The organism is Vibrio sp. R10-SG-ISO4, from assembly GCF_059834135.1.
Genome location: NZ_JCBDHJ010000018.1, coordinates 373,920 through 394,711 on the forward strand (window position 1 = coordinate 373,920; position 20,792 = coordinate 394,711).

A 20,792-nucleotide genomic window follows, 5' to 3' on the forward strand; every position below is an offset into this window, starting at 1 on the left:
ATGACAAAGCAAAACGTCGTTATCATCGATACTGGCTGTGCCAACGTCTCATCGGTCAAGTTCGCTATTGAGCGCCTAGGTCAATCCGTGACGATTTCAAAAGATCCTGATGTGGTGCTCGCTGCGGACAAGCTGTTCTTACCCGGTGTTGGCACGGCAAGCGAAGCAATGAAAAACCTTGCTGAGCGTGATTTGATTGATTTGGTGAAACGGGTCGAAAAGCCACTGCTTGGTATCTGTTTAGGTATGCAACTGCTTGGCAAACTCTCCCAAGAGAAAGGCACGCAAGGCGAAAATGCGGTTGAGTGTCTCGGTCTTTGTGATGGCGAAGTACGCTTGATGGAGACGGGTGATCTTCCGCTCCCGCACATGGGTTGGAATACGGTATCGGCCACCCCAGATCACCCACTGTTTAAGGGGATTGAAGAGGGCGAGTATTTCTATTTCGTCCATAGCTTTGCGATGCCTGTCGGCGACTACACCATCGCTCAGTGTGAGTATGGCCAACCCTTTACCGCTGCGGTGCAAAGTGGCAATTACTACGGGGTGCAATTTCACCCAGAGCGCTCATCGAAAGCCGGCTCAAAACTGATTGAAAACTTTTTAGCATTATAGGGACATAACCTTCGTGATTATTCCAGCACTCGATTTAATAGAAGGTCAGGTCGTTCGTCTTTATCAGGGCGATTACGGCCAAGTGACCGAATACAAAGTGGATCCAGCTGAGCAGTTTAATCTGTATCACCAAGCTGGCGCCAACTGGCTGCACCTGGTGGATTTGACTGGTGCTAAAGATACCAGTGCGCGTCAGTTAGACCTGATTGCCAAACTGTTAGCCAGTACCCCTGCAAAAATTCAAATTGGCGGCGGCGTGCGCAGTGAGCAAGACGTTGTGGATTTACTTGAAGCCGGCGCCGAGCGCGTCGTGGTTGGTTCCACAGCGGTGAAGCAACCAGAACTGGTCAAAGGTTGGATGGAAAAATACGGTGCGGAGAGAATTGTCTTAGCGCTCGACATCAATATCGATGATCAAGGTGTACGCAAGGTGGCGATCTCCGGCTGGCAAGAAGATTCAGGCGTGACGATTGAAGCCTTAATTGACGATTATCTAACTGTCGGATTACAGCATGTTCTATGCACGGACATCTCACGCGATGGTACGTTGACGGGCTCTAACGTTGAGCTTTACGTCGACCTTTGCAAGCAGTACCCGCAAGTGCAATTTCAATCGTCAGGGGGCATTGGGTCGCTGGCTGACATCGAGGCGCTCAAAGGTAGCGGTGTGTCTGGCGTGATTGTTGGTCGTGCGTTACTCGATGGCAAATTTACTGCAGAGGAGGCGTTTGCATGTTGGCAAAGCGAATAATTCCCTGTCTCGACGTTCGAGATGGTCAGGTGGTGAAAGGGGTTCAGTTTCGCAACCATGAAATTATCGGTGACATTGTGCCCCTCGCGCAGCGTTACGCTGAGGAAGGCGCAGACGAATTAGTGTTTTACGATATTACCGCATCCAGTGATGGTCGCGTGGTCGACAAGAGCTGGGTGGCCCGCGTTGCTGAGGTCATTGACATTCCTTTTTGTGTGGCTGGTGGTATCAAATCGGCTGAAGATGCGGCGCGCATTCTCGAGTTCGGTGCTGATAAGGTGTCGATTAATTCGCCGGCCTTAGCCAATCCACAGCTGATTACCGATCTTGCGGATAAATTTGGTGTGCAGTGCATCGTGGTAGGCATTGACTCTTATTACGATAAAGAGACAGGCAAATACCAGGTGTACCAGTTCACTGGTGACGAACAACGTACCAAAGCGACACTGTGGGAAACACGCGACTGGGTACAAGAAGTTCAAAAACGAGGCGCCGGTGAGATTGTCCTTAACATGATGAATCAAGATGGCGTGCGCAACGGCTACGACATCGAACAGCTCAACATGGTGCGTGAAGTGTGCAAGGTACCGCTGATTGCTTCTGGCGGAGCCGGTGAAATGGTCCACTTTGCAGACGCTTACCATCAAGCTAACGTCGATGGTGCATTAGCGGCTTCGGTTTTCCATAAGCAAATCATCAATATTGGTGAATTAAAACACTACCTGAAACAACAAGGCGTAGAGGTACGAGTATGAGTTTTGCTAGCGGGCAAGTGAGCGCACTTGCTGAGCGTATCGACTGGGACAAAGTGGATGGCTTAGTGCCTGCGATTGTCCAAGATTTCCAATCGAGCCAAGTGCTGATGATGGGCTACATGAATCAAGATGCGCTAGAGAAAACCGCGCAGACAGGACAAGTGACCTTCTTTTCACGTACGAAATCACGTCTGTGGACGAAAGGTGAGACCTCAGGGAATGTGCTTCAACTGAAAAACATGGCGCTTGATTGTGACAACGATACCTTGTTGGTCAAAGTGGAGCCTATCGGACCGACGTGCCACACAGGTACCACGACGTGCTGGGACGCTGACAAGCAAGAAGAGTCGCAAATGGTGTGGCTTCATCAACTTGAGCAGCTATTGGCTGCCCGCAAGAGTGCCGACCCAGACTCTTCCTATACTGCCAGCCTTTATGCCCGTGGCACCAAACGTATTTCGCAGAAAGTGGGCGAAGAGGGCGTTGAAGTCGCGCTTGCGGCGACGTCGGGCGACAAGGCGGAGCTAGTGTGTGAATCGGCCGATCTGATCTACCACTTGATGGTGCTGCTTCAAGACCAAGGTCTATCTATGAACGATGTAATCAATAAGCTTAAAGAGCGTCATAAGTAACATGATTATTGATGAATGAGTGGTGCATGACATCGCTTGCTGACAGAAAAACGCTCTCGGCGATACCGAGGGCGTTTTTTTTGAGCGTCTATTCGAACAAAAAGAAGTAGCCGTAACCGACCAGTAACGCCGGTAAGGCTGAATAGACGGTCGCGACTAAGGCGGCTTTTGGCGCCAGTGCAATCGCCGGGAACAAGGCATCGCCGTCGTTAGAGATGGCATTCGCCAATTGTGCTGATAGGGGCGCCGCACCAGAGATATACAAACTGGTCACCAAAATTTGCGGCCCGCACCCGGGAAGCAGACCCACAGCAACCCCCATTAGAGGCATCCAAACCCCAAGTTGAGCCACACTATTAGTGATATCGATATGCGCAGCCTGTTGGATGAGCTCAAAGGCGAGGAAGGCGACAATCACCCAGGCAGTCACAAAGTTGGTATCTTGCGCGGCTTTTTGAATCGGGTGTGACGAGACGATTTTGCAATCTTCCGCTACCGTTGACTCATAGTCTTTGATCTCACGAGTCAGAGACCATAGTAGCATGCTCATGACAATCAAACCCGTCCCAAGCCACTCCATGGTCATGTCAGGCACGTTTAACCACTGATTCACATCAACTTGAAAGGAACCGAGTATGGCGACAAGAGCGGTGGGGATCAGCAGCCACTTCCAGAATGTCCCTTGCAGATTGATGGCTTGAATTTCAATCGCTTTACTCGTCTCTTTATTGGCTGCGTCTTGCAGCGTCTGTAACGTTAGGGCTTGCTTAAGTGCGGGACGCAAAAAGTCGTCTTTGTGAATTGCGTTAACCACCAAGCCACTGACAATACCCACGACAACACCCAGTGCAATCACACCCAATCCCACATTTGGCTGGCTGGCGAGGAGCAGAAAGGCCGCATCACCCATGGTGGCGGTCAGCACAGCGACGATGGCGCCAAATCCGACTCGCCCGCTAACAAATTGGGTGGTGACGACAATCGCGCCACCACAACCTGGCAGAGCGCCGAGCAGAGCGGCAAAAATCACTTGGTAGTGGCGCGAGTGCTGATACAACGCCACGATTCGGTTGTCCGAACGAGTGATCTTCGCAATCGAGTGGTAGAGAGCGAGTGTCATTGCCACGTAACAAGACACGGCCCAGAAGGCATCAGAGAGGGTCGAAACCGTGAGCGCGCGTGTTGAGTCGTTTAATAACAGCGCCAATAGCCCTACTGGTAGCAGCAAGCGTTTGTAAGCGGGTCTAAATTGCAGCGAGTCAAGCGTGGCAGTTTGGGCATCGAAGTGATTCATAGTGCAAACCATCGTAAAGCATTTCTTTGATTATATGAAAATGATAATGATTTGCAAATGCATTTAAATCGATTTCACCTATCGATTCAATGGTTAAAACGAGCCCACTTAAACCCCTTGATTTAAAAGTGGTAAACGCTGATGGTTGACAAGAGCACGAAGGCTATCGGTACTTCATTACGAGTTCATCATAGCGTCCGCTCTGTTTTAGCTGGTGCAGCCCTATCATAAAACGGACCATTAGGGTGTTTTTTTTGGGATGATCTTTGGCGATGGCGAGATGCACGGGTTTTATCATCAAGCTTTTATCGACAAAGTAAAAGTGGTCTGAGTCTAAACCGATTTCCTTCATGGTATGAATGGCGGCTCGCTCATCGGCGATGATGGCGTCAACGCGTTTTGCGCGCAGTTTTCGAAGATTGGTGGCGAGATCGCTCGCGACTACCCGAGTAAAGTAGGTGGATTCATTAAAGCGCTCTCCATAGCCATAATCTTCAATAATGCCGACCGTCATGCCTTCTAATGAGGTGAAGTCTCGGTACTCAAAGGCGTTTTCTTTTAGCACAATAAACTTTAGGTGGACCATCAAATAGGGCACGCTAAATTCTAGCTCTTGGGTACGATCGTCTGACCACCAAAGCGACACCAACATATCTTTTTTACTGTTTCGCACTTCTTTAAGTGAGCGCAGCCAAGGCAAAATTTCCAAATCGATGTCATAGCCCTGCGTGGCAAACGCTTCTTGAACAATCTCTATCGCTAGCCCGGAGTTGACCCGTTCAAACACATAGGGAGGCCACTGCGCTTGAGTGGCGCGTATCACGGGAGGGCTGGCCCAAAGCGCTGTGCTAAGGAGAAGCAGCGGCAGAGCATAAAAACAAAAACGCATGGCATTGACTCATTTATGATTATTGTCCTTTGAGTGTAGACACCTTTTGCCCGACAGCCAAAACACCCGATAGGGGTTAATTGGCGCTTTTGGCACCGTTAGGCGATGACAAATTCTCAAAATCAGGTAAAGTATCGGGCTTCGTGAGTAATCGCCCAGATCGGGCTCGTAATAGTCGTATAGGAAATAAGATGATTCTAGTCGTAGGTCACAAGAACCCTGATAGTGATAGTATTTGTAGTGCTTTGGTGGCAACTGAACTGCTGAAGGCACGTGGCGAGCAAGCCATGCCTATCCGCCAAGGTGAAATCAACCGTGAAACTCAACACATCCTTGACGTTGCTGGTGCAGAGACGCCAGAGCTTCGTACGTCTGTGGCCGGTGAGAAAATCTGGTTGGTTGACTATTCAGATCTCGCACAGGCACCTGATGATGTGGCAGACGCAGAAATCCTAGGTATCGTCGATCACCACCGTCTAGGTGATGTGATGACCATCAACCCGATGGAAGCGTGGATCTGGCCAGTAGGCTGCACCAACACGGTTCTATTCAATATGTTTAAAATCGAAGGCCACACAATCACGCCTAAGATTGCCAAGTTGATGATGTCGGCCATCTTGTCTGACACCGTGGGCTTTGCTTCGCCAACGTGTACGCAAAAAGACAAAGACGCGGTTGAAGAGCTAGCGAAGATCGCAGATGTGGCAGACATTGATGCCTTCATCAAAGACCTTCTGATTGCTAAGACGAACATTGAAGGTCTGTCGGCAGCGGAATTGGTTGAGAAAGATCTTAAAGGTTACCCATTCAACGGTCGTGATGTCGTGGTGGGTCAGGTTGAGCTTGCAACGCTAGAGCAAGTTGATGGCATGATTGACGCGCTGGAAGCGGATCTTGAGCGTCGCTGCGATGAAGAAGGTCTTGCGTTTGCAGCTGTGATGCTGACAGACATCACCACAGCGCAAACTCGTCTACTCTATAAAGGTGAGTGGGCGCAGAAGCTGGTTAAGCATGAGAAAGATGGCATGCTGATGATGGAAAACACGCTGAGCCGTAAGAAGCAAGGCTGGCCTTGGCTACAAACTGAGTTGGCGTAATCCAAACAGTGATCATTTTCAAGCGCTTACAGGGTCGCCTGTGAGCGCTTTTTTCTTTGTTTAAGGGGGTAACATGTCACTCAGTGAAGAGCAAAAGACAAGCATTAACAAGATGCGTCCGGATGAGCGTTTTAATTACTGTTTAAATACGATCGCAAAAGAGCGCAAAGTGTGGATCTTAACCGATGAGCATGGCTGCGTGATGCTCAACACCGAAGATGATGATTGCGTGCCTGTGTGGCCCTCTGAAGAGTTTGCGCGTGAGTGGGCGACTGGTGAGTGGTCTAAATGCGAGCCGCAATCCATTTCCACGGCAAAATGGTTCAGCCGTTGGACCGTCGGGCTTGAGCAAGATGAGCTCTCTGTCGTTGTCTTTCCTGACAGCAATGAAGAGGGCGTCGTGCTGTTTCCAGACGAGTTTGAATTTGAGCTGAAAAAACGCGGCTAACCGTGCCCGTTCAACGTGATTAATAACCACCAACCAGCTTAAATAGCTGGTTGTTTTTTGCCTGCTTGGCAGCATCGCGTAAGATGCCTTGTTGCTGATAGCGTTGCAGCAGTCTACGCACCACTGGCGCGGCCTGCTCTCGGCTCATACCGGGGCGCAGCTCAGGTTCGTAGAGCAGTTTTAATAAAATGACGTCGAGAGGCGAGAGCAGATCTTCAGGCGTTTCGTCATTAAAAATCGAAGGGTAGGCGCTTTCTGCGTCATTGGGCAGACCAAGCACTTGGGTGATCTCTTCGACGATGCATGCCAGCAGCTTGCCGTGACTGCGCGCTTGATCCACCGGGATAATGACGACCCCTTTGTCGATAACGCTGCTGTTCGTATAACTAAAGCTCGCTTTGCAGATGGCCCCCTTGATGTGCTCAAGAGCAAAAAGACCTATTTCCTCGGCGATCTCGTCTTGCCACTGACTTTGACGGGTGAATATCCACACCACGTTGGCGTCCTCTCGGCGTGAAACGCGCCGAATGTCATGGCCAGTCATCGCGGATAAGTCGCGCAGATGTGCATTGGTCAGCTCATCATGAAGCGCATGATCAGCTACGCGGTGATCGATCCAAATACGAATCGGTGCCTGCCATTTTGTCAGTGGCTTGTCACCAGGGCGGTATTCGTTTTTTAGTGCAACATCGAGAAAAGCGCGTTCAACAAAGTTTGGGTCAAGCCAGGTCGTCTGGCTAGGGTAGGCGAAGGTGAGGTGAGCAAAGAGCAACAAGGGGCTAAGTAGAATCGCTTTGCCCCGTTTGAATAGATAGATTCGCTGTTCCATTGCTGACATCCCTGATTGAAATGGCGATTTAGCGAAAGCAGAGCGCTTTGTTAAAGTGGCTTTCAACCATGCGCTGAGTGATCGGGTGTTGTGGGTCAGTCAGCACCTTGTGGGTATCACCCGCCTCGACCACTTCTCCCTCGTGCATCACCATCACTTTGTCAGTGATGTGTTTGACGGTGCCAATATGCTGCGACACATAGACAAACGATACGCCCATCTCTTCTTGCAGTTCTAGAAACAGGTTAATGATCTGTGAGCGCATCGCCATATCAAGACCATTGAGCGCTTCGTCGGCGATGATGACAGAAGGCTGCAAAATTAACGCTCGCGCGAGACAGACGCGCTGCTTTTGACCTGTTGCCAACATTTGCGGATAGAAGTACGCATGCTCAGGCAACAATCCCACTCGAAGTAGGGTCTCTTTCACGCGCTTAATGCGTGCTTCGGGTGGCATGTTGGTGTTTCGCTTCAATGGCCCCTCAAGGATACGGCCAATCTGAATTCTTGGATTGAGCGAGGTGTTCGGATCTTGGAAAATCATGCGAATGAGCTTACAACGCGTCGAGTAATCTTCATGGCGCAGCGCTTCGCCATTCACCCGGATTTCGCCAGAGCTGGGTTCAACCACACCGGCCAACATGCGGGCTAACGTGGACTTACCAGAGCCATTTTGGCCGATAAACCCCACAGTTTGCCCTGCTTCTAAGCTAAAACTCACGGGCTTGACAGCCTGTTGGATTTTCTTTCGAAACAAGCCAGAACGCGTGACAAACTGTTTCGACAGTTGGTCGACTTCAAGTAGCGCACTCATGCTTTTTTTCTCTCCGTATTGAGTGGAAAGTGACAGGCAAATTTGTGGTTTTTAATCCGTCTGGTCATGGGGATCTCAACACACTGACGCTGCGCGTATGGGCAGCGGGGTCCAAGGCGACAGCCAATTGGCAAATGTTGCAACGGTGGAATGGTGCCGGGCAAGGATTGCAGTTTTTCTTTGTGAGGAATCCACTCACTAAAATCGGGCATCGCTTTCAATAGCGCCACGGTGTAGGGGTGTTTTGGCTTTTCAAGCAACTGCTCGGTATCTGCCGACTCCACTGATTGACCACAGTACATCACGGTGATGCGATCGGCCCACTGGGTGATGGTGGTGAGATCATGACCAATCAGCAAGATTGAAGTGTTGTTGATCTGATTCATTCGACTGAGCAAACGCAGGATTTGCGATTGCGTGATCGGATCGAGGTCATTGGTTGGCTCGTCTGCAATTAACAGCTTGGGTTTGGCCGCGATCGCCATCGCGATCATCACCTTTTGGCACTCCCCATCCGTCAGCTCATAAGGGTAGCTGTTCATCAGACGGTTGTGATCTTTAATGCCCACTTTGTGCAGTAGGCCAATGGCTTGCTTCTTACGCCAACTAAAGCGCTCGTACCAGCGGCCTTCAAAGGCGCTGGCTGGAATCGATTCAATCAGCTGTTTGCCCACTTCTTCCGATGGATCCAAACAGGTGGAGGGCTCTTGGAAAATCATTGCCACATCACGCGCAATAACGCGGCGACGCTCTTTCGGCGTGAGTTGCAATAGGTCTATATTGCCTAAGCGCATGCGGTCGGCGGTGATTTTCCAGTTCTCTTTGCACACACCAACGATGGCTTTCGCCACCAGACTTTTACCTGAGCCAGATTCGCCCACCAGTCCGCGAATCTCGCCTTCGTTGAGAGTCAGGCTCATTCGATCGACCGCTTTCATCAGCCCTTGTGGCGTTTCAATCTCGATCGTGAGATGACGGATATCTAACAGCGGCATTATTCAATCCCCGCATTTAATGCTTGGCGAACCCCTTCGCCAACGAGGTTGATCACGATGACTGTGAACATAATGGCAAGGCCCGGCAACGTCACTGTCCAAGGCGCTAAATAGATGAGCTCGACGGAGTCACCGAGTAGCGCGCCCCATTCGGTACTTGGGGTTTGAGCGCCAAGGCCCAGAAAGCCCAGTGCGGTGATGTCCAAGATGGCCAATGACAACGCGTAGGTCATTTCGGCTGCGATCACCACTAAGATATTGGGCAGAATGGAGTTCCACAGCAGGTAGAAATCATTGGCACCATCGAGTCTTGCGGCCATGATGTAGTCTTTTTCCACTTCTGCGTGCACCGCGATATACAAAGAGCGCACGAAACGCGGAATAAGCGCTAGACCGATCGCCAGTAAGATATTGAATTCGCCAAAGCCCAGAAAGGCGACGAAAATGATCGCCAACAGCAGGGAAGGGATCGACATCACAGTATCAAGCAAGTGGTTGAGCGTACTGGAGAGCAGGCCTTTGGTCATTCCGGCCAAAATACCGATTGAGCAACCTATGAGGGCCGCGATGAGTGTGATGATGATGGCGGCGCCGAACGTCAGCTGTGAACCTTCGATTAAGCGCGAGAGAATGTCTCGGCCTAAATCGTCGGTGCCAAGGAAGTATTCGACGGTGCCGGTCGGATCCCAAGAAGGGGGAATCAGCAATTCACCGGTTTGTGCTTGCGGGTCATGGGGTGTGATCCACGGAGAGAGTAGCGTGATGACGATTAGCAGAATCAAACACCACAAACCAAACATCGCCAAGCTATTGGCTTTGTAGCTGCGCCAAAAACGCTCAAACTGAGTGGGTATCAACTCTTCTTGATAGATGTTATCGCTTAGCATACCACTCCTTCCTTACCAGCGGATTAACCATAGCACCCAACAGATCCGAGACAATATTGGCGGTGAGTACCAGTGTTGCCACTACGATGACACCCGCTTGAATAGAGACGTAGTCACGGTTTGATAAAGCATCCAGTAGCCAGCGACCAATCCCCGGCCAGTTAAAAATAGACTCGGTAATGATGGCCAAGGTCAACATGCTTGATAACTGAATACCGATTTTGGGGATGATGGGTGGGATGGCATTACGCAGCACGTGTTGAGTTACGATCTCGTGATTTGAGAGGCCTTTAATCCGCGCTGCGCGAATGTAGTTTTGCCCCATCACTTCCGCAACCGAGGCGCGCATCAAGCCAATAACTTGTGTGGTCGGAGCGAGTGCCAGCACCAAGCAGGGCAAGATCAGGTGTTCGATAACACTTTGCAGCGCGTGCGCTCGGTACGCACCTTTGGCAAAAAACGCGTCAACTAAGGCAAAGCCGGTCACGTGTTCAATTTGATACAGAAGATCGTAGCGGCCGCCAACGGGAAATAACTCAAAGTGCAGTGAGAACGCCATGATCATTAATAGTGCAATCCAGAATATCGGCGCAGAATAGCCCGACATCGAGGTAAAGGAGATCGCCGTATCAATCCACTTACCTTGGCGCATGCCCGCTAACGTGCCAATCGGAATACCAATCATCAGGGAGATGACAAACGCGATAAAGCACAGCTCAATGGTGGCAGGGAAGACCACTCCCAGCTCGTCAATAATCGCCACGCCTTGCTTATTAACGCCAAAGTTTAAGTGCATCAACTCTCCGACGTAAGTCGTCCATCCTGACCAGTAGCTCATTTGGCTCCAGGCGGAGTCGGGCTCTAAACGAAGTAAGCTAAAGCCCACCATGGTCAAGATAAGCAAGGTGATGATGAAGAGGTTCAGTCTTCTTAGGGTATACAGCAGCATCAGTTCACCCTCTCCACTTTATCAAAAGGTTGTGCATTGAATGGGCTCATGCGAAAACCACGAATCGAGCGATCATGCGCTTGCAACTGTACGCCGTGATTGAGTGGGATCACGGGAAATTCTTCGTTCAAAATATTCTGCGCTTGCCTATAGAGGTTGAGGCGATAGCGAGGACGATCCACTTCCAGCGCCAAATCGAGCAAAAAGTCGAAATCTGGGTTACACCAACTGGAGACATTCAGTCCAACGCGATCGGAATCACACGACAAGAGTGGACGCAGAATGTTGTCCGGATCACCCGTACTGGCGATCCAACCGGTGAGGTAGAGATCGATGTTGCTCGTGAGGTTGGTTCGCTCGAAGCGCTCATCAGTAATGAGGTTTAAGGTGATGCCAATGTCTGCCAAGTTCGCTTGAATCAACTCCGCGGTTTTGCGCGGGCTTGGGTTGAATGCGCGAGGCTCAAGAGGTACCGACATACTGAGCTCCAAACCTTCGCTGAATCCAGATTCTCGCAGCAGTGCCAAAGCATAGTTGCGATCGTAACGAATTTGGTTGGCGTCTTTTTGGTACGCCCAAGAGCTAGGCGGCAGAACCGAATAGGCTTGGCTACCCGTACCATAGTAGACAGAATCTAAAATGTTTTGTCGGTTAATGGCAAAGTTGAGCGCCTTGCGCACGCGCGCATCTTTGAGCGCAGGGTGGGCGGTATTGACAGCAATAAAGGAGATGTTCATTGCCGGCTTGGAAATCAACTCAATGTTATCTTGCTCGCGAATGATGGGCAGTTGACTCGACAGAGGCGAGCTCAGTACATCACATTCGTTACGCAGCAGTTTAGCCAGTGTGCCAGTACCGCGATGGGAGATGTCAAACACAACTTGCTCCATCAAGGCGGGCTGTTTCCAGTAACGTGTATGGCGTTTAAGGCGAATCAGGTCGTTGACTTGGTACTCTGCCAAATAAAAGGGACCGGTGCCGACGGGGTGGGAATCTAAGCGCGCTTTTTCATCTTTTATCTCCAGTTCACTCGCGTACTCTTTGGAGAGAATCACCGGGTAGCTGGTGGCGATGTTGGATAAAAACGTGTTATCCGGACGAGAGAGAATAAAGCGGACTTGGTCATCTGAGGTAGCCACGACATCTTCAATTAAATTGGGGAAGTCGATGCTGTTAAACCAAGGGTAAATACCGCCCCCGACGTGATGAAACGGATGTTGTGGGTCAATGATACGCTTAAAACTAAACACCACGTCTTGTGCATTCAGTGCTCGAGAGGGCGTAAACCACGGTGTGATTTGAAATTGGATGTTGGGACGAAGCGTAAACGTGTACTCCGTGCCGCTTGCATCGACCTGCCATGCGGTGGCGAGACTGGGTATGGGTTCGTATGTATCTGGATCGAGGACCAGTAAGGTATCGAAAATCTGAGGGCTGAGCGCTTCAGACGTGATGCCGCTGTCGACCAGTTGCGGGTTAAAGGTCCCGGGGCCACCTTGGCCACAATAGACGAAGCCACTTTGGCGGATTTTGCTGTGGTCGATGTCGTCTCCGCAGCCGCTAAGCAAACCGAGGCCAACGAGACCGAATGTTAACTGTAGTAATGCTTTCATAGAAAGAGCGATTGCCTGAGATAAAGCACAAAGCGATTGGTCATTATGCCTCAATATATGAGTGATTTACCATAAAAGATAAGGGTAATTTATCATTAAACCTCTTGATAACCCAAGTGTTGGGTTATCAAGAGCCGATTTACTCATCGTCTGCGGAAGACTCAAGGTTTGGCGTATTTAATTGATACTTTCTCACCATTCCCCTGAGCTGATGATAGCTAAGACCGAGCAATTGTGCGGCTTTTCGCTGGTTGTATTTGCTTTCTGCCAGCACTTGGTTAAGCAGAGCGATGTCTTGCTCTTCCTGCCAGCGTTTGTAATCCATCGGAAAAGTAAACACAGGCGCACCTTCAGCGTTGGACGCCTTCTCTATAGTGTCATGAGAAGCGGATTCGAGAGGCTCACTCCACTGGGGCTTAAAAGGGTTAAAGGTCAACTCATCAATCGGCGTTTCTTGCTCGCCATGAAGGTACACGGCACGTTCGACGACATTTTTCAGCTCGCGCACGTTGCCAGGCCAGTCGTAATCGAGCAACGCTGCCTCCGCATGCTCGGTGAAGCCGGCAAAATAGCTAAGCCCTAATTCACGGCACATCTTGATGGCGTAGTATTGGGCAAGCAATAGGATGTCTTGTTGACGTACTCGTAACGGCGGAAGGTAAATGACATCGAAGGCGAGCCTGTCGAGCAAGTCAGCGCGAAAATGCCCGTCTTTCGCCATGGTGGGTAAATTGGCGTTGGTGGCGCAGATGAGCCTGACATTGGCCGTCAGTGGTTTTTGCCCTCCGACTCGCTCATAGTGACCATACTCGATGACGCGCAGCAGCTTTTCTTGCACCATTTGCGGGGCAGTGGCCAGCTCGTCTAGAAACAGCGTGCCATTTTCCGCACGCTCAAATCGGCCTTGATGACGCCCTTTGGAGCCGGTAAAGGCTCCTTGCTCATGCCCAAATAGCTCGGAATCTATCAAGCCTTCGCTAAGCGCCGCGCAGTTAAGTGAAATTAAAGGTTGGTCCCAACGCTTGGACAGGTAGTGAAGGCGCTGTGCGATCAGCTCTTTGCCCGTTCCTCGCTCGCCGATAATTAACACCGGACGCTCTATCGCAGCCAATTTGGAGACTTTATCGAGCACCGCAAGAAACGCGGGTGACTCGCCAATCAGATTTTGTTGCATAGTCGCGGCTCACTCAATATCGCCCCTATGGGCGGTTGGTAAAATTTACCTTATGTTGGTTATTTTCATCACATGCGTGTCTTTCAATCAAGAGCTAAAATCTAAGTGATTGTTTTAAATGCGCTTATTTATTGGCACGACACTTGTATTGTTCACACTCGTAGCGACAACCATTAAGGAGCCTCATCATGGGTATTTTTTCAAGATTCGCCGACATCGTTAACTCCAACATCAGTGCTCTGCTTGATAAAGCCGAGGATCCCGAGAAGATGATCCGCCTCATTATCCAAGAGATGGAGGATACACTTGTCGAAGTGCGCACTAACTCCGCCAAAGCGATAGCGGACAAAAAAGAGCTGGCGCGCAAAGTGGAAGCCATTGATGAGCAAGTGCATGATTGGCAGCAGAAGGCCTCTTTAGCATTGACTAAGCAGCGCGAGGATCTCGCCCGTGCTGCCTTGATTGAGAAACAGAAATTACAAGATGTACTCAAAGGTCTTCACACAGAGCAAACCTTAGTGGAAGAAACCATCGAGAAGCTGACCGGTGAAATCAGTAAGCTAGAGAGTAAAATTACCGAGACTCGCGCCAAGCAACAGGCGTTGGCGATTCGCAGCCAAGCCGCCTCCAATCGTCGTGATGTTCAGAAACATCTGCACACGGCCCGAACCAACGAAGCGATGGCGAAGTTTGATCAATATTCACGTAAGATTGATGAACTGGAAGCGGAAGCAGATGTGTTTGCGCAATCTGGCCAGAGTAAATCACTTGACCAAGAATTTGCTGAGTTGCAAGCTCAAGATGAAATTGAGAAAGAACTCGCGCAACTAAAGCAGCAGATGGAAGAGAAAAAATCCTCTTAATCCCTCTGTGAAAAATCATTTCGCCGCAGAACATTCGCCCCACAACAATAGGGAGAAGCGATCAGCTTCTCCGCCTAAAAGGAGTCATGTATGTCATCGTTTATGGTTACAGGGCCATTAATTGTCTTTTTGATTTTTGTCGCCCCCTTGTGGCTTTTCTTGCACTATCGCAGCAAAAAAAGAACCAGCAGTGGCTTATCCCAAGAGGATTACCAGCGCCTGCAAAGCTTATCCAACAAAGCAGATGCGATGCAGCAACGAGTAGAAACCTTAGAGCGGATCCTTGACGAGCAGTCCCCAAACTGGAGACGTCGCTATGAGTAAACGTGAACTGTATCGAGATCCTGCCAACGGTAAGTTGTCGGGCGTGTGCGCTGGGCTGGCCAACTACTTCTCACTAGAAGTGTGGCTAGTACGTATTTTGGTCATCTCTGCAGCGCTGTTGGGCGGCTCGTTTCTGGTGCTGCTAGCCTATGTTGCTCTCAGCTTTATGTTGGAAAAAATGCCCGCCAGTTATCAAGCGGAAATGGAGAGCGAGCAAGGACATAAACTCAAGAGTAAGCCTTGGGAAAAGGGTCAAGCGCCAAGCGCATTACTCGATAATATTGAGCAAGAGTTTGATCAGCTCGAAGGCAAAATCAGAGATATGGAAGCCTACGTCACCTCAGATACGTTTAGTGTCGAGCGGGAGTTTCGCTCGCTCTAACGGGGCGGCGGCAAACAGTGATGGCGCGCCCACTTTATGCCTTTATCATCAAAGCGTGAAAGTTCATCACTGAGACTGATGTCTAAAACTCGGCCAAATCCCTAATTTTCATAATAATTTATTATCCCTGTTATGGAAGCGTGCATCGCTATCATCTACCTTTATTAATAGTTGGATTGAATAGATGAATAGCGAACAATGGAACTGTGACTATGCGAACTTCCTTAACGCTCTTGGTGGGCGCCGCGCTGATTAGTGGCTGCGGAAAAGAGCCTGCCCCTGTCCCTGAGCCAGACTCTCGTCCGGCGAAATTATTTACCGTCTCGGTTGGCAACACGCAATTTGAACGTCAATTCCCGGCAGTCTCTGAAGCCGGAGATCGCGCCGTTCTTGCATTTCGCGTGCCTGGGCAGCTGCAAACCATTGATGTGCGCGAGGGGCAAAATGTCACGCGTGGTCAAGTGTTAGCCACCCTCAACCCCGATGAATATGCCTTACTTGCCGAGCAAGCCAACGCGCAGTTCACACTGGCTGACGTGCAATATCGCCGTTATAAAAAACTGCGTGAAGATAAAGTCGTTTCCGAGCAAGATTTTGACCAAGCGCAAGCCAACCACAATTCGGCAAAAGCACAGCTTGATCAAGCCAACGCGAATCTGGGCTACACACGCTTACTTGCGCCTTATGATGGCACCATCTCGTTGATTCCCGCTGAAAACTTTGAATATGTCGCTGCTAAGCAAGCAGTGATGAATATTCAAACCAATCAATTAATGAAAGTGGTGTTCCAACTGCCAGACTATCTGCTCAATCATTTTGCGCGAGGGGCACAATCCCAAGCCGTCATGACCTTTGACGCCTTTCCTGAGTACCAATATTCGCTGAGCTTTCAAGAGTTAGATACGGAAGCGGACCCCAAAACCGGATCGTACAAAGTGACCATGATCATGGAGCGCCCAACGGATGTAGGGATTTTGCCTGGCATGGCTGGCATTGTCAGTGTCACCGCTGGCAGCGGTGAAGCGACAACCATCCCGAAATCAGCGCTGCTTGAACAAGACGGTGTCACTTATGTATGGCGAGTCGATGACCAAGGTTTAGTGGAAAAAGCACCAGTGACATTGGATGAGCGCCGTTATGTGGTGTCGGGGCTCAGTGATGGCGACCAAATTGTCACCTCTGGGGTCAACAGCATGACTGCAGGTATCAAAGTGCGTGAGTGGATTAAAGAGCGGGGGTTGTGATGAACAGAATATGGACCACATCGGTCGCCTTGCTGTGCACCAGCGTATTGTTTGGCTGTGAAAGAGAAGCGGACTACTTAGATTTTGGCTTGCCTAAAGTTAAAGTGGCGAGCGTCGGCAGCGAGTTCAGCGGTGATAGCCTCTTTTTTCCTGCGGTGGCCAATGCCGCTGACCGAGCTCATCTTAGTTTTCGTGTCGCTGGCGAAATTAGCCAATTGAATGTCAAAGAAGGGGATAAAGTCGCAAAAGGTGACGTCATCGCCGTGCTTGACCCAACCGACTACCAGTTGGATGTCGACAACGCCAGTGCCAAATACACCGTGGTTGACAGTCAATATCGCCGCTCAAAACCCTTGGTGGATAAAGGGCTGTTGGCGAAGTCTCAGTTTGATGAAATTGCCGCGAACCGCCAAATTGCGCTCGCAGAACTGCAACTGGCCAAGTTGAGGCTCTCGTTTACCCAATTATTAGCCCCCGTCGATGGGGTGATTTCACGTGTCGCAGTGGATCAGTTCGAAAACATTCAAGTGGGTCAGCAAGTGGTGAACATTCACAGCTTAGACAACGTCGAAGTGGTGATTCAATTGCCAGACAGACTCTACGCCCGCCAACCAGAGCAAGCCAAGTTGGAAAAAATCGATGCGGTGGTTCGTGTGCCTAGTGGCAACGAATATTCAGCGACCATCAAGGCGTTCACCACTGAGCCCGATCCCTCAACGGGCACTTTCACCGTGACCTTATCAATGCCCATGCCGGAAGAGGAGTACATTTTGGACGGTATGGCGGTCGAAGTAACCTCACGTGGGGAAAACGCAGGCTTGAATTTATCAGCAGGGGTACAAGTACCGATTGAAGCGATATTTAATGCCGATGGCGACGCACTGGCGCGCAGCGAAACCTTCATCTGGCGTCTAGACGATGACGGTACGGTTAGCAAGCAAGCCGTGGTGACTGGCAAGGCGACCAAAACATCGGTGCAGATCCTTGAAGGCCTGGAAGCGGGTCAACAAGTCGTAATCGCAGGGCTCGGGAAATTGACACAGGGAATGCAAGTTGAAGTCATCGCCAAGGAGGCGCAGCATGACGAACTCTAATCAAACGCCACGCGCAGACGACGACATTACAGGCATCGCCGCGTACTTTATTCGCAATCGAGTCATCAGTTGGATGATTTCACTGATCTTTTTGATTGGTGGAGCGGCGGCGTTCTTTGGTTTGGGTCGTTTGGAGGACCCTGCCTTTACCATCAAAGATGCTATGGTCGTCACTTCCTATCCTGGTGCCACACCGCAGCAAGTGGAAGAAGAGGTGACTTACCCACTAGAAAAGGCGATTCAGCAACTGACCTATGTCGATGAAGTGAACTCAATTTCCAGTCGAGGTTTATCGCAGATCACCGTCACCATGAAAAACAACTATGGGCCGGATGATCTGCCGCAAATTTGGGACGAGTTGCGCCGCAAAGTCAACGACCTCAAAGGCTCGCTGCCACCTGGGGTAAATGATCCACAAGTGATTGATGACTTTGGTGATGTGTATGGCATTTTGCTCGCCGTCACCGGAGATGGTTACAGTTACAAAGAGCTGCTTGATTACGTCGACTATCTGCGTCGAGAGCTGGAACTGATAGACGGTGTCAGCAAAGTCTCGGTGAGTGGTCAGCAACAAGAGCAAGTGTTTATCGAAATTTCCATGAAGCGCCTCAGTAGCCTCGGGTTATCACCGAGCACGGTGTTTAACTTGCTTTCGACACAAAATGTGGTCTCGGATGCCGGCGCGGTGCGCATTGGCAGCGAATACATTCGCATTCAGCCGACGGGTGAGTTTCAAAATGTCGACCAGTTGGGCGACTTGATTTTGACAGAATCGGGCGCACAAGGACTTATCTATCTGCGGGACGTCGCCGAGATTACGCGCGGATACATCGAAGTCCCAAGCAACATTATTACCTTTAACGGCCATTTGGCGCTCAACCTCGGCGTCTCTTTTGCGCAAGGGGTGAATGTGGTCGAAGTAGGGCAGCGTTTTGATCGCCGTTTGGCTGAGTTGAAATATCAGCAGCCGGTAGGCGTCGAGATTGCAGAAATCTACAGCCAGCCGAAGGAAGTCGACAAGTCAGTGAGTGGCTTTGTGGTCAGCTTGGGCCAAGCGGTCGCGATTGTGATTGTGGTGCTGCTGTTTTTTATGGGTTTACGCTCCGGGCTCTTGATTGGTCTTATATTGCTGCTGACCGTGTTGGGTACCTTTATTTTTATGAAGTACTTTGCGATCGATTTGCAGCGCATCTCGCTTGGCGCCCTAGTTATCGCACTTGGTATGCTGGTGGACAACGCGATTGTGGTGGTGGAAGGGATACTGATTGGCACGCAAAAAGGGCGCACCCGCCTGCAAGCCGCGACGGATATCGTCACGCAAACCAAATGGCCGCTGCTCGGTGCGACGGTGATTGCGGTTACTGCGTTTGCGCCTATTGGGCTGTCTGAAGACTCGACCGGTGAGTATTGCGGTACCTTGTTTACCGTGTTGCTTATCTCGTTAATGCTCAGTTGGTTTACCGCGATTTCGATTACGCCGTTTTTTGCTGATATCTTCTTTAAAGGGCAAAAAAACGCCGCGGGCAGTGAGGATGCCGATCCCTACAATGGGATTATCTTTGTCGTCTATCGACGCTTTTTGCAGTTGTGTATGCGTCAAGCTTGGCTTACCGTCATCGTCTTGGTGGTGGGGTTGGCCGCCAGTGTGTATGGCTTTGGCTTTGTTAAGCAGGCGTTTTTCCCCTCATCGACCACGCCCATGTTTCAGGCGGATATTTGGTTGCCAGAAGGGACGGACATTCGTGCGACCAACACTAAGCTCAAAGCGTTAGAGAGTTGGATCACTCAACAAGATGGCGTCGAGCATGTCACCACGACCGCCGGAAAAGGCTTGCAGCGCTTTATGCTCACGTATGCTCCGGAGAAAAGCTACGCAGCTTATGGGGAGATCACCACGCGAGTCACCAGCTATGAATCTTTGGATGCCTTGATGGTGAAATTTCGTGCCCACGTTGAGCAGCAGTTTCCGGAAGTCAATTACAAGCTGAAGAAGATTGAGCTCGGCCCGGGCGGTGGCGCAAAAATTGAGGCGCGCCTGATTGGCTCCGACCCAACGGTGCTGCGTTCGCTCGCCGCAGAGGTGCAGGCCATCATGCGTGACGATCCTGGCGCGACCAACATCCGTCATGACTGGCGTGAGCGCACTAAGGTTTTAGAGCCCAAGTTTAACGAAAGCCAAGCGAGACGTTACGGCATCACAAAATCCGATGTTGACGATTTTCTTTCGATGTCGTTCTCTGGGCTCTCCATCGGTGTGTACCGAGATGGGACGACCTTGATGCCAATTGTCGCAAGACTGCCTGAGGAAGAGCGGGTGGATATTCGCAACATCGAAGGGATGAAGATATGGAGCCCTGCACTGAGCGAATTTATTCCCCTGCAGCAAGTCACGCTAGGTTATGACATGCGCTGGGAAGACCCGATTATTGTGCGTAAAAACCGCAAACGTATGTTGACTGTCATGGCTGACCCAGACTTGCTCGGCGAAGAAACAGCGGCCACTCTGCAAAGTCGCTTACAAACCAAGATAGAAGCGCTCGAGTTCCCGCCGGGGTATTCGCTCGAATGGGGCGGGGAGTATGAGTCTTCCGCCGATGCGCAAGCATCGCTATTTACTACGATGCCGATGGGCTATTTGTTCATGTTCTTGATCACCGTGTTCTTGTTCAACTCCATCAAAGAGCCGATCATCGTCTGGTGCACCGTGCCATTGGCCCTGATTGGTGTCACCAGTGGACTATTGCTGCTGGATACACCGTTTGGTTTCATGGCGCTACTCGGCTTTTTGAGTCTGTCTGGCATGGTATTGAAAAACGGCATTGTGCTGCTGGATCAGATCGAGATAGAGATGAAACTGGGTAAAGATCCCTACGTCGCGGTGGTGGATGCGGCGCTGAGTCGTGTACGTCCGGTGTGTATGGCGGCGATTACTACCATTTTAGGTATGATACCGCTGCTACCGGACATCTTCTTTAAACCGATGGCCGTGACCATTATGTTTGGTCTTGGGTTTGCCACCGTGCTGACGTTGATTGTGGTACCCGTGTTGTATCGCCTATTCCACTCAGTATGTGTGCCGAATGGTCGAGAGCCAAGTGACGCTTCAGCACAGGGTATGCAAGAGGCGACTCAGTAACTCGCAG

21 protein-coding genes are annotated in these 20,792 nt (G+C 50.5%); 12 read left to right on the forward strand and 9 right to left on the reverse strand.

Annotation, left to right across the window (positions count from 1 at the left end):
• Genes hisH through hisIE form a run of 4 tightly spaced genes read left to right on the forward strand, consistent with a single transcriptional unit; the run spans position 1 to position 2,753 of the window.
• Positions 1-615 carry an imidazole glycerol phosphate synthase subunit HisH gene (hisH, locus tag AC6R03_RS14640; protein ID WP_334550767.1) on the forward strand — a complete coding sequence of 205 codons (615 nt, stop codon included), beginning with the start codon at positions 1-3 and terminating at the stop codon, positions 613-615.
• Between the two features lie 13 nt (positions 616-628).
• Positions 629-1,366, forward strand: a complete 738-nt coding sequence (gene hisA, locus AC6R03_RS14645) for a 1-(5-phosphoribosyl)-5-[(5-phosphoribosylamino)methylideneamino]imidazole-4-carboxamide isomerase (RefSeq protein WP_487902056.1) — start codon at positions 629-631, stop codon at positions 1,364-1,366.
• Positions 1,348-2,121 carry an imidazole glycerol phosphate synthase subunit HisF gene (gene hisF / locus AC6R03_RS14650; RefSeq protein ID WP_500631620.1) on the forward strand — a complete coding sequence of 258 codons (774 nt, stop codon included), beginning with the start codon at positions 1,348-1,350 and terminating at the stop codon, positions 2,119-2,121. The genes hisA and hisF overlap by 19 nt, the downstream gene beginning before the upstream one ends.
• Complete coding sequence (hisIE, locus tag AC6R03_RS14655) at positions 2,118-2,753, forward strand: bifunctional phosphoribosyl-AMP cyclohydrolase/phosphoribosyl-ATP diphosphatase HisIE (RefSeq protein WP_334550764.1); 636 nt, start codon at positions 2,118-2,120, stop codon at positions 2,751-2,753. The genes hisF and hisIE overlap by 4 nt, the downstream gene beginning before the upstream one ends.
• A gap of 88 nt (positions 2,754-2,841) precedes the next feature.
• Here the strand turns inward: hisIE and AC6R03_RS14660 are convergent, their stop codons facing one another.
• On the reverse strand, positions 2,842-4,047 hold the full coding sequence (locus AC6R03_RS14660; protein WP_500631619.1) for a putative manganese transporter: 1,206 nt from the start codon (positions 4,045-4,047) through the stop codon (positions 2,842-2,844).
• Between the two features lie 163 nt (positions 4,048-4,210).
• On the reverse strand, positions 4,211-4,936 hold the full coding sequence (locus tag AC6R03_RS14665) for a transporter substrate-binding domain-containing protein (protein WP_500631618.1): 726 nt from the start codon (positions 4,934-4,936) through the stop codon (positions 4,211-4,213).
• 191 nt (positions 4,937-5,127) lie between these two features.
• Here AC6R03_RS14665 and AC6R03_RS14670 point away from each other — a divergent pair, with 191 nt between their 5' ends.
• Positions 5,128-6,033: a manganese-dependent inorganic pyrophosphatase gene (locus tag AC6R03_RS14670; protein WP_500631617.1), complete on the forward strand. Its 906-nt coding sequence runs from the start codon at positions 5,128-5,130 to the stop codon at positions 6,031-6,033.
• A 73-nt stretch (positions 6,034-6,106) separates the two neighbouring features.
• Positions 6,107-6,481 (forward strand): DUF2750 domain-containing protein, encoded by a 375-nt coding sequence (locus AC6R03_RS14675; RefSeq protein WP_500631616.1) that lies wholly within the window; start codon positions 6,107-6,109, stop codon positions 6,479-6,481.
• A gap of 19 nt (positions 6,482-6,500) precedes the next feature.
• Here AC6R03_RS14675 and AC6R03_RS14680 read toward each other — a convergent pair whose 3' ends face one another.
• The 7 genes from AC6R03_RS14680 to pspF all read right to left on the reverse strand — a co-directional run bounded on the left by AC6R03_RS14680 (position 6,501) and on the right by pspF (position 13,742).
• Positions 6,501-7,310, reverse strand: coding sequence for a DUF2927 domain-containing protein (locus AC6R03_RS14680; protein ID WP_500631615.1), 810 nt, complete (start codon positions 7,308-7,310; stop codon positions 6,501-6,503).
• Positions 7,311-7,338: 28 nt separating this feature from the next.
• On the reverse strand, positions 7,339-8,124 hold the full coding sequence (locus AC6R03_RS14685; protein ID WP_334550755.1) for a peptide ABC transporter ATP-binding protein: 786 nt from the start codon (positions 8,122-8,124) through the stop codon (positions 7,339-7,341).
• A complete protein-coding gene (locus AC6R03_RS14690) occupies positions 8,121-9,119 on the reverse strand; it encodes a peptide ABC transporter ATP-binding protein (protein WP_334550754.1) in 999 nt (332 codons plus the stop codon). Before AC6R03_RS14690 ends, AC6R03_RS14685 begins: the two co-directional genes overlap by 4 nt.
• Positions 9,119-10,006 carry a putrescine export ABC transporter permease SapC gene (gene sapC, locus AC6R03_RS14695; RefSeq protein WP_500631614.1) on the reverse strand — a complete coding sequence of 296 codons (888 nt, stop codon included), beginning with the start codon at positions 10,004-10,006 and terminating at the stop codon, positions 9,119-9,121. Before sapC ends, AC6R03_RS14690 begins: the two co-directional genes overlap by 1 nt.
• A complete protein-coding gene (locus AC6R03_RS14700) occupies positions 9,993-10,955 on the reverse strand; it encodes an ABC transporter permease (RefSeq protein ID WP_500631613.1) in 963 nt (320 codons plus the stop codon). The genes sapC and AC6R03_RS14700 overlap by 14 nt, the downstream gene beginning before the upstream one ends.
• The gene (locus AC6R03_RS14705) at positions 10,955-12,568 is read right to left on the reverse strand and encodes an ABC transporter substrate-binding protein (protein WP_334550748.1); all 1,614 of its coding nucleotides are present in this window, start codon (positions 12,566-12,568) and stop codon (positions 10,955-10,957) included. The genes AC6R03_RS14700 and AC6R03_RS14705 overlap by 1 nt, the downstream gene beginning before the upstream one ends.
• A gap of 139 nt (positions 12,569-12,707) precedes the next feature.
• Positions 12,708-13,742 (reverse strand): phage shock protein operon transcriptional activator, encoded by a 1,035-nt coding sequence (pspF, locus tag AC6R03_RS14710; protein WP_500631612.1) that lies wholly within the window; start codon positions 13,740-13,742, stop codon positions 12,708-12,710.
• A 188-nt stretch (positions 13,743-13,930) separates the two neighbouring features.
• Between pspF and pspA the strand changes: the two genes are divergently transcribed.
• The 6 genes from pspA to AC6R03_RS14740 all read left to right on the forward strand — a co-directional run bounded on the left by pspA (position 13,931) and on the right by AC6R03_RS14740 (position 20,785).
• Entirely contained in the window at positions 13,931-14,605 is a 675-nt protein-coding gene (gene pspA / locus AC6R03_RS14715) for a phage shock protein PspA (protein WP_500631611.1), read from the forward strand.
• A gap of 90 nt (positions 14,606-14,695) precedes the next feature.
• Positions 14,696-14,929: an envelope stress response membrane protein PspB gene (gene pspB, locus AC6R03_RS14720; protein ID WP_334550742.1), complete on the forward strand. Its 234-nt coding sequence runs from the start codon at positions 14,696-14,698 to the stop codon at positions 14,927-14,929.
• Positions 14,922-15,311 (forward strand): envelope stress response membrane protein PspC, encoded by a 390-nt coding sequence (gene pspC, locus AC6R03_RS14725; RefSeq protein WP_334550740.1) that lies wholly within the window; start codon positions 14,922-14,924, stop codon positions 15,309-15,311. Before pspB ends, pspC begins: the two co-directional genes overlap by 8 nt.
• A 212-nt stretch (positions 15,312-15,523) precedes the next feature.
• Positions 15,524-16,555: an efflux RND transporter periplasmic adaptor subunit gene (locus AC6R03_RS14730; protein ID WP_334550738.1), complete on the forward strand. Its 1,032-nt coding sequence runs from the start codon at positions 15,524-15,526 to the stop codon at positions 16,553-16,555.
• Positions 16,555-17,649, forward strand: coding sequence for an efflux RND transporter periplasmic adaptor subunit (locus tag AC6R03_RS14735; RefSeq protein ID WP_500631610.1), 1,095 nt, complete (start codon positions 16,555-16,557; stop codon positions 17,647-17,649). The genes AC6R03_RS14730 and AC6R03_RS14735 overlap by 1 nt, the downstream gene beginning before the upstream one ends.
• On the forward strand, positions 17,636-20,785 hold the full coding sequence (locus tag AC6R03_RS14740) for an efflux RND transporter permease subunit (protein WP_500631609.1): 3,150 nt from the start codon (positions 17,636-17,638) through the stop codon (positions 20,783-20,785). Before AC6R03_RS14735 ends, AC6R03_RS14740 begins: the two co-directional genes overlap by 14 nt.
• Positions 20,786-20,792 lie beyond the last annotated feature (7 nt).

What these genes read in the sequence shown, in the direction of transcription:
- hisH (WP_334550767.1), top strand. Translation starts at nt 1, where the DNA reads ATGACAAAGCAAAACGTCGTTATCATCGATACTGGCTGTGCCAACGTC.
- hisF (WP_500631620.1), top strand. Translation starts at nt 1,348, where the DNA reads ATGTTGGCAAAGCGAATAATTCCCTGTCTCGACGTTCGAGATGGTCAG.
- hisIE (WP_334550764.1), top strand. Translation starts at nt 2,118, where the DNA reads ATGAGTTTTGCTAGCGGGCAAGTGAGCGCACTTGCTGAGCGTATCGAC.
- AC6R03_RS14660 (WP_500631619.1), bottom strand. Translation starts at nt 4,047, where the DNA reads ATGAATCACTTCGATGCCCAAACTGCCACGCTTGACTCGCTGCAATTT.
- AC6R03_RS14665 (WP_500631618.1), bottom strand. Translation starts at nt 4,936, where the DNA reads ATGCGTTTTTGTTTTTATGCTCTGCCGCTGCTTCTCCTTAGCACAGCG.
- AC6R03_RS14670 (WP_500631617.1), top strand. Translation starts at nt 5,128, where the DNA reads ATGATTCTAGTCGTAGGTCACAAGAACCCTGATAGTGATAGTATTTGT.
- AC6R03_RS14675 (WP_500631616.1), top strand. Translation starts at nt 6,107, where the DNA reads ATGTCACTCAGTGAAGAGCAAAAGACAAGCATTAACAAGATGCGTCCG.
- AC6R03_RS14680 (WP_500631615.1), bottom strand. Translation starts at nt 7,310, where the DNA reads ATGGAACAGCGAATCTATCTATTCAAACGGGGCAAAGCGATTCTACTT.
- AC6R03_RS14685 (WP_334550755.1), bottom strand. Translation starts at nt 8,124, where the DNA reads ATGAGTGCGCTACTTGAAGTCGACCAACTGTCGAAACAGTTTGTCACG.
- AC6R03_RS14690 (WP_334550754.1), bottom strand. Translation starts at nt 9,119, where the DNA reads ATGCCGCTGTTAGATATCCGTCATCTCACGATCGAGATTGAAACGCCA.
- sapC (WP_500631614.1), bottom strand. Translation starts at nt 10,006, where the DNA reads ATGCTAAGCGATAACATCTATCAAGAAGAGTTGATACCCACTCAGTTT.
- AC6R03_RS14700 (WP_500631613.1), bottom strand. Translation starts at nt 10,955, where the DNA reads ATGCTGCTGTATACCCTAAGAAGACTGAACCTCTTCATCATCACCTTG.
- AC6R03_RS14705 (WP_334550748.1), bottom strand. Translation starts at nt 12,568, where the DNA reads ATGAAAGCATTACTACAGTTAACATTCGGTCTCGTTGGCCTCGGTTTG.
- pspF (WP_500631612.1), bottom strand. Translation starts at nt 13,742, where the DNA reads ATGCAACAAAATCTGATTGGCGAGTCACCCGCGTTTCTTGCGGTGCTC.
- pspA (WP_500631611.1), top strand. Translation starts at nt 13,931, where the DNA reads ATGGGTATTTTTTCAAGATTCGCCGACATCGTTAACTCCAACATCAGT.
- pspB (WP_334550742.1), top strand. Translation starts at nt 14,696, where the DNA reads ATGTCATCGTTTATGGTTACAGGGCCATTAATTGTCTTTTTGATTTTT.
- pspC (WP_334550740.1), top strand. Translation starts at nt 14,922, where the DNA reads ATGAGTAAACGTGAACTGTATCGAGATCCTGCCAACGGTAAGTTGTCG.
- AC6R03_RS14730 (WP_334550738.1), top strand. Translation starts at nt 15,524, where the DNA reads ATGCGAACTTCCTTAACGCTCTTGGTGGGCGCCGCGCTGATTAGTGGC.
- AC6R03_RS14735 (WP_500631610.1), top strand. Translation starts at nt 16,555, where the DNA reads ATGAACAGAATATGGACCACATCGGTCGCCTTGCTGTGCACCAGCGTA.
- AC6R03_RS14740 (WP_500631609.1), top strand. Translation starts at nt 17,636, where the DNA reads ATGACGAACTCTAATCAAACGCCACGCGCAGACGACGACATTACAGGC.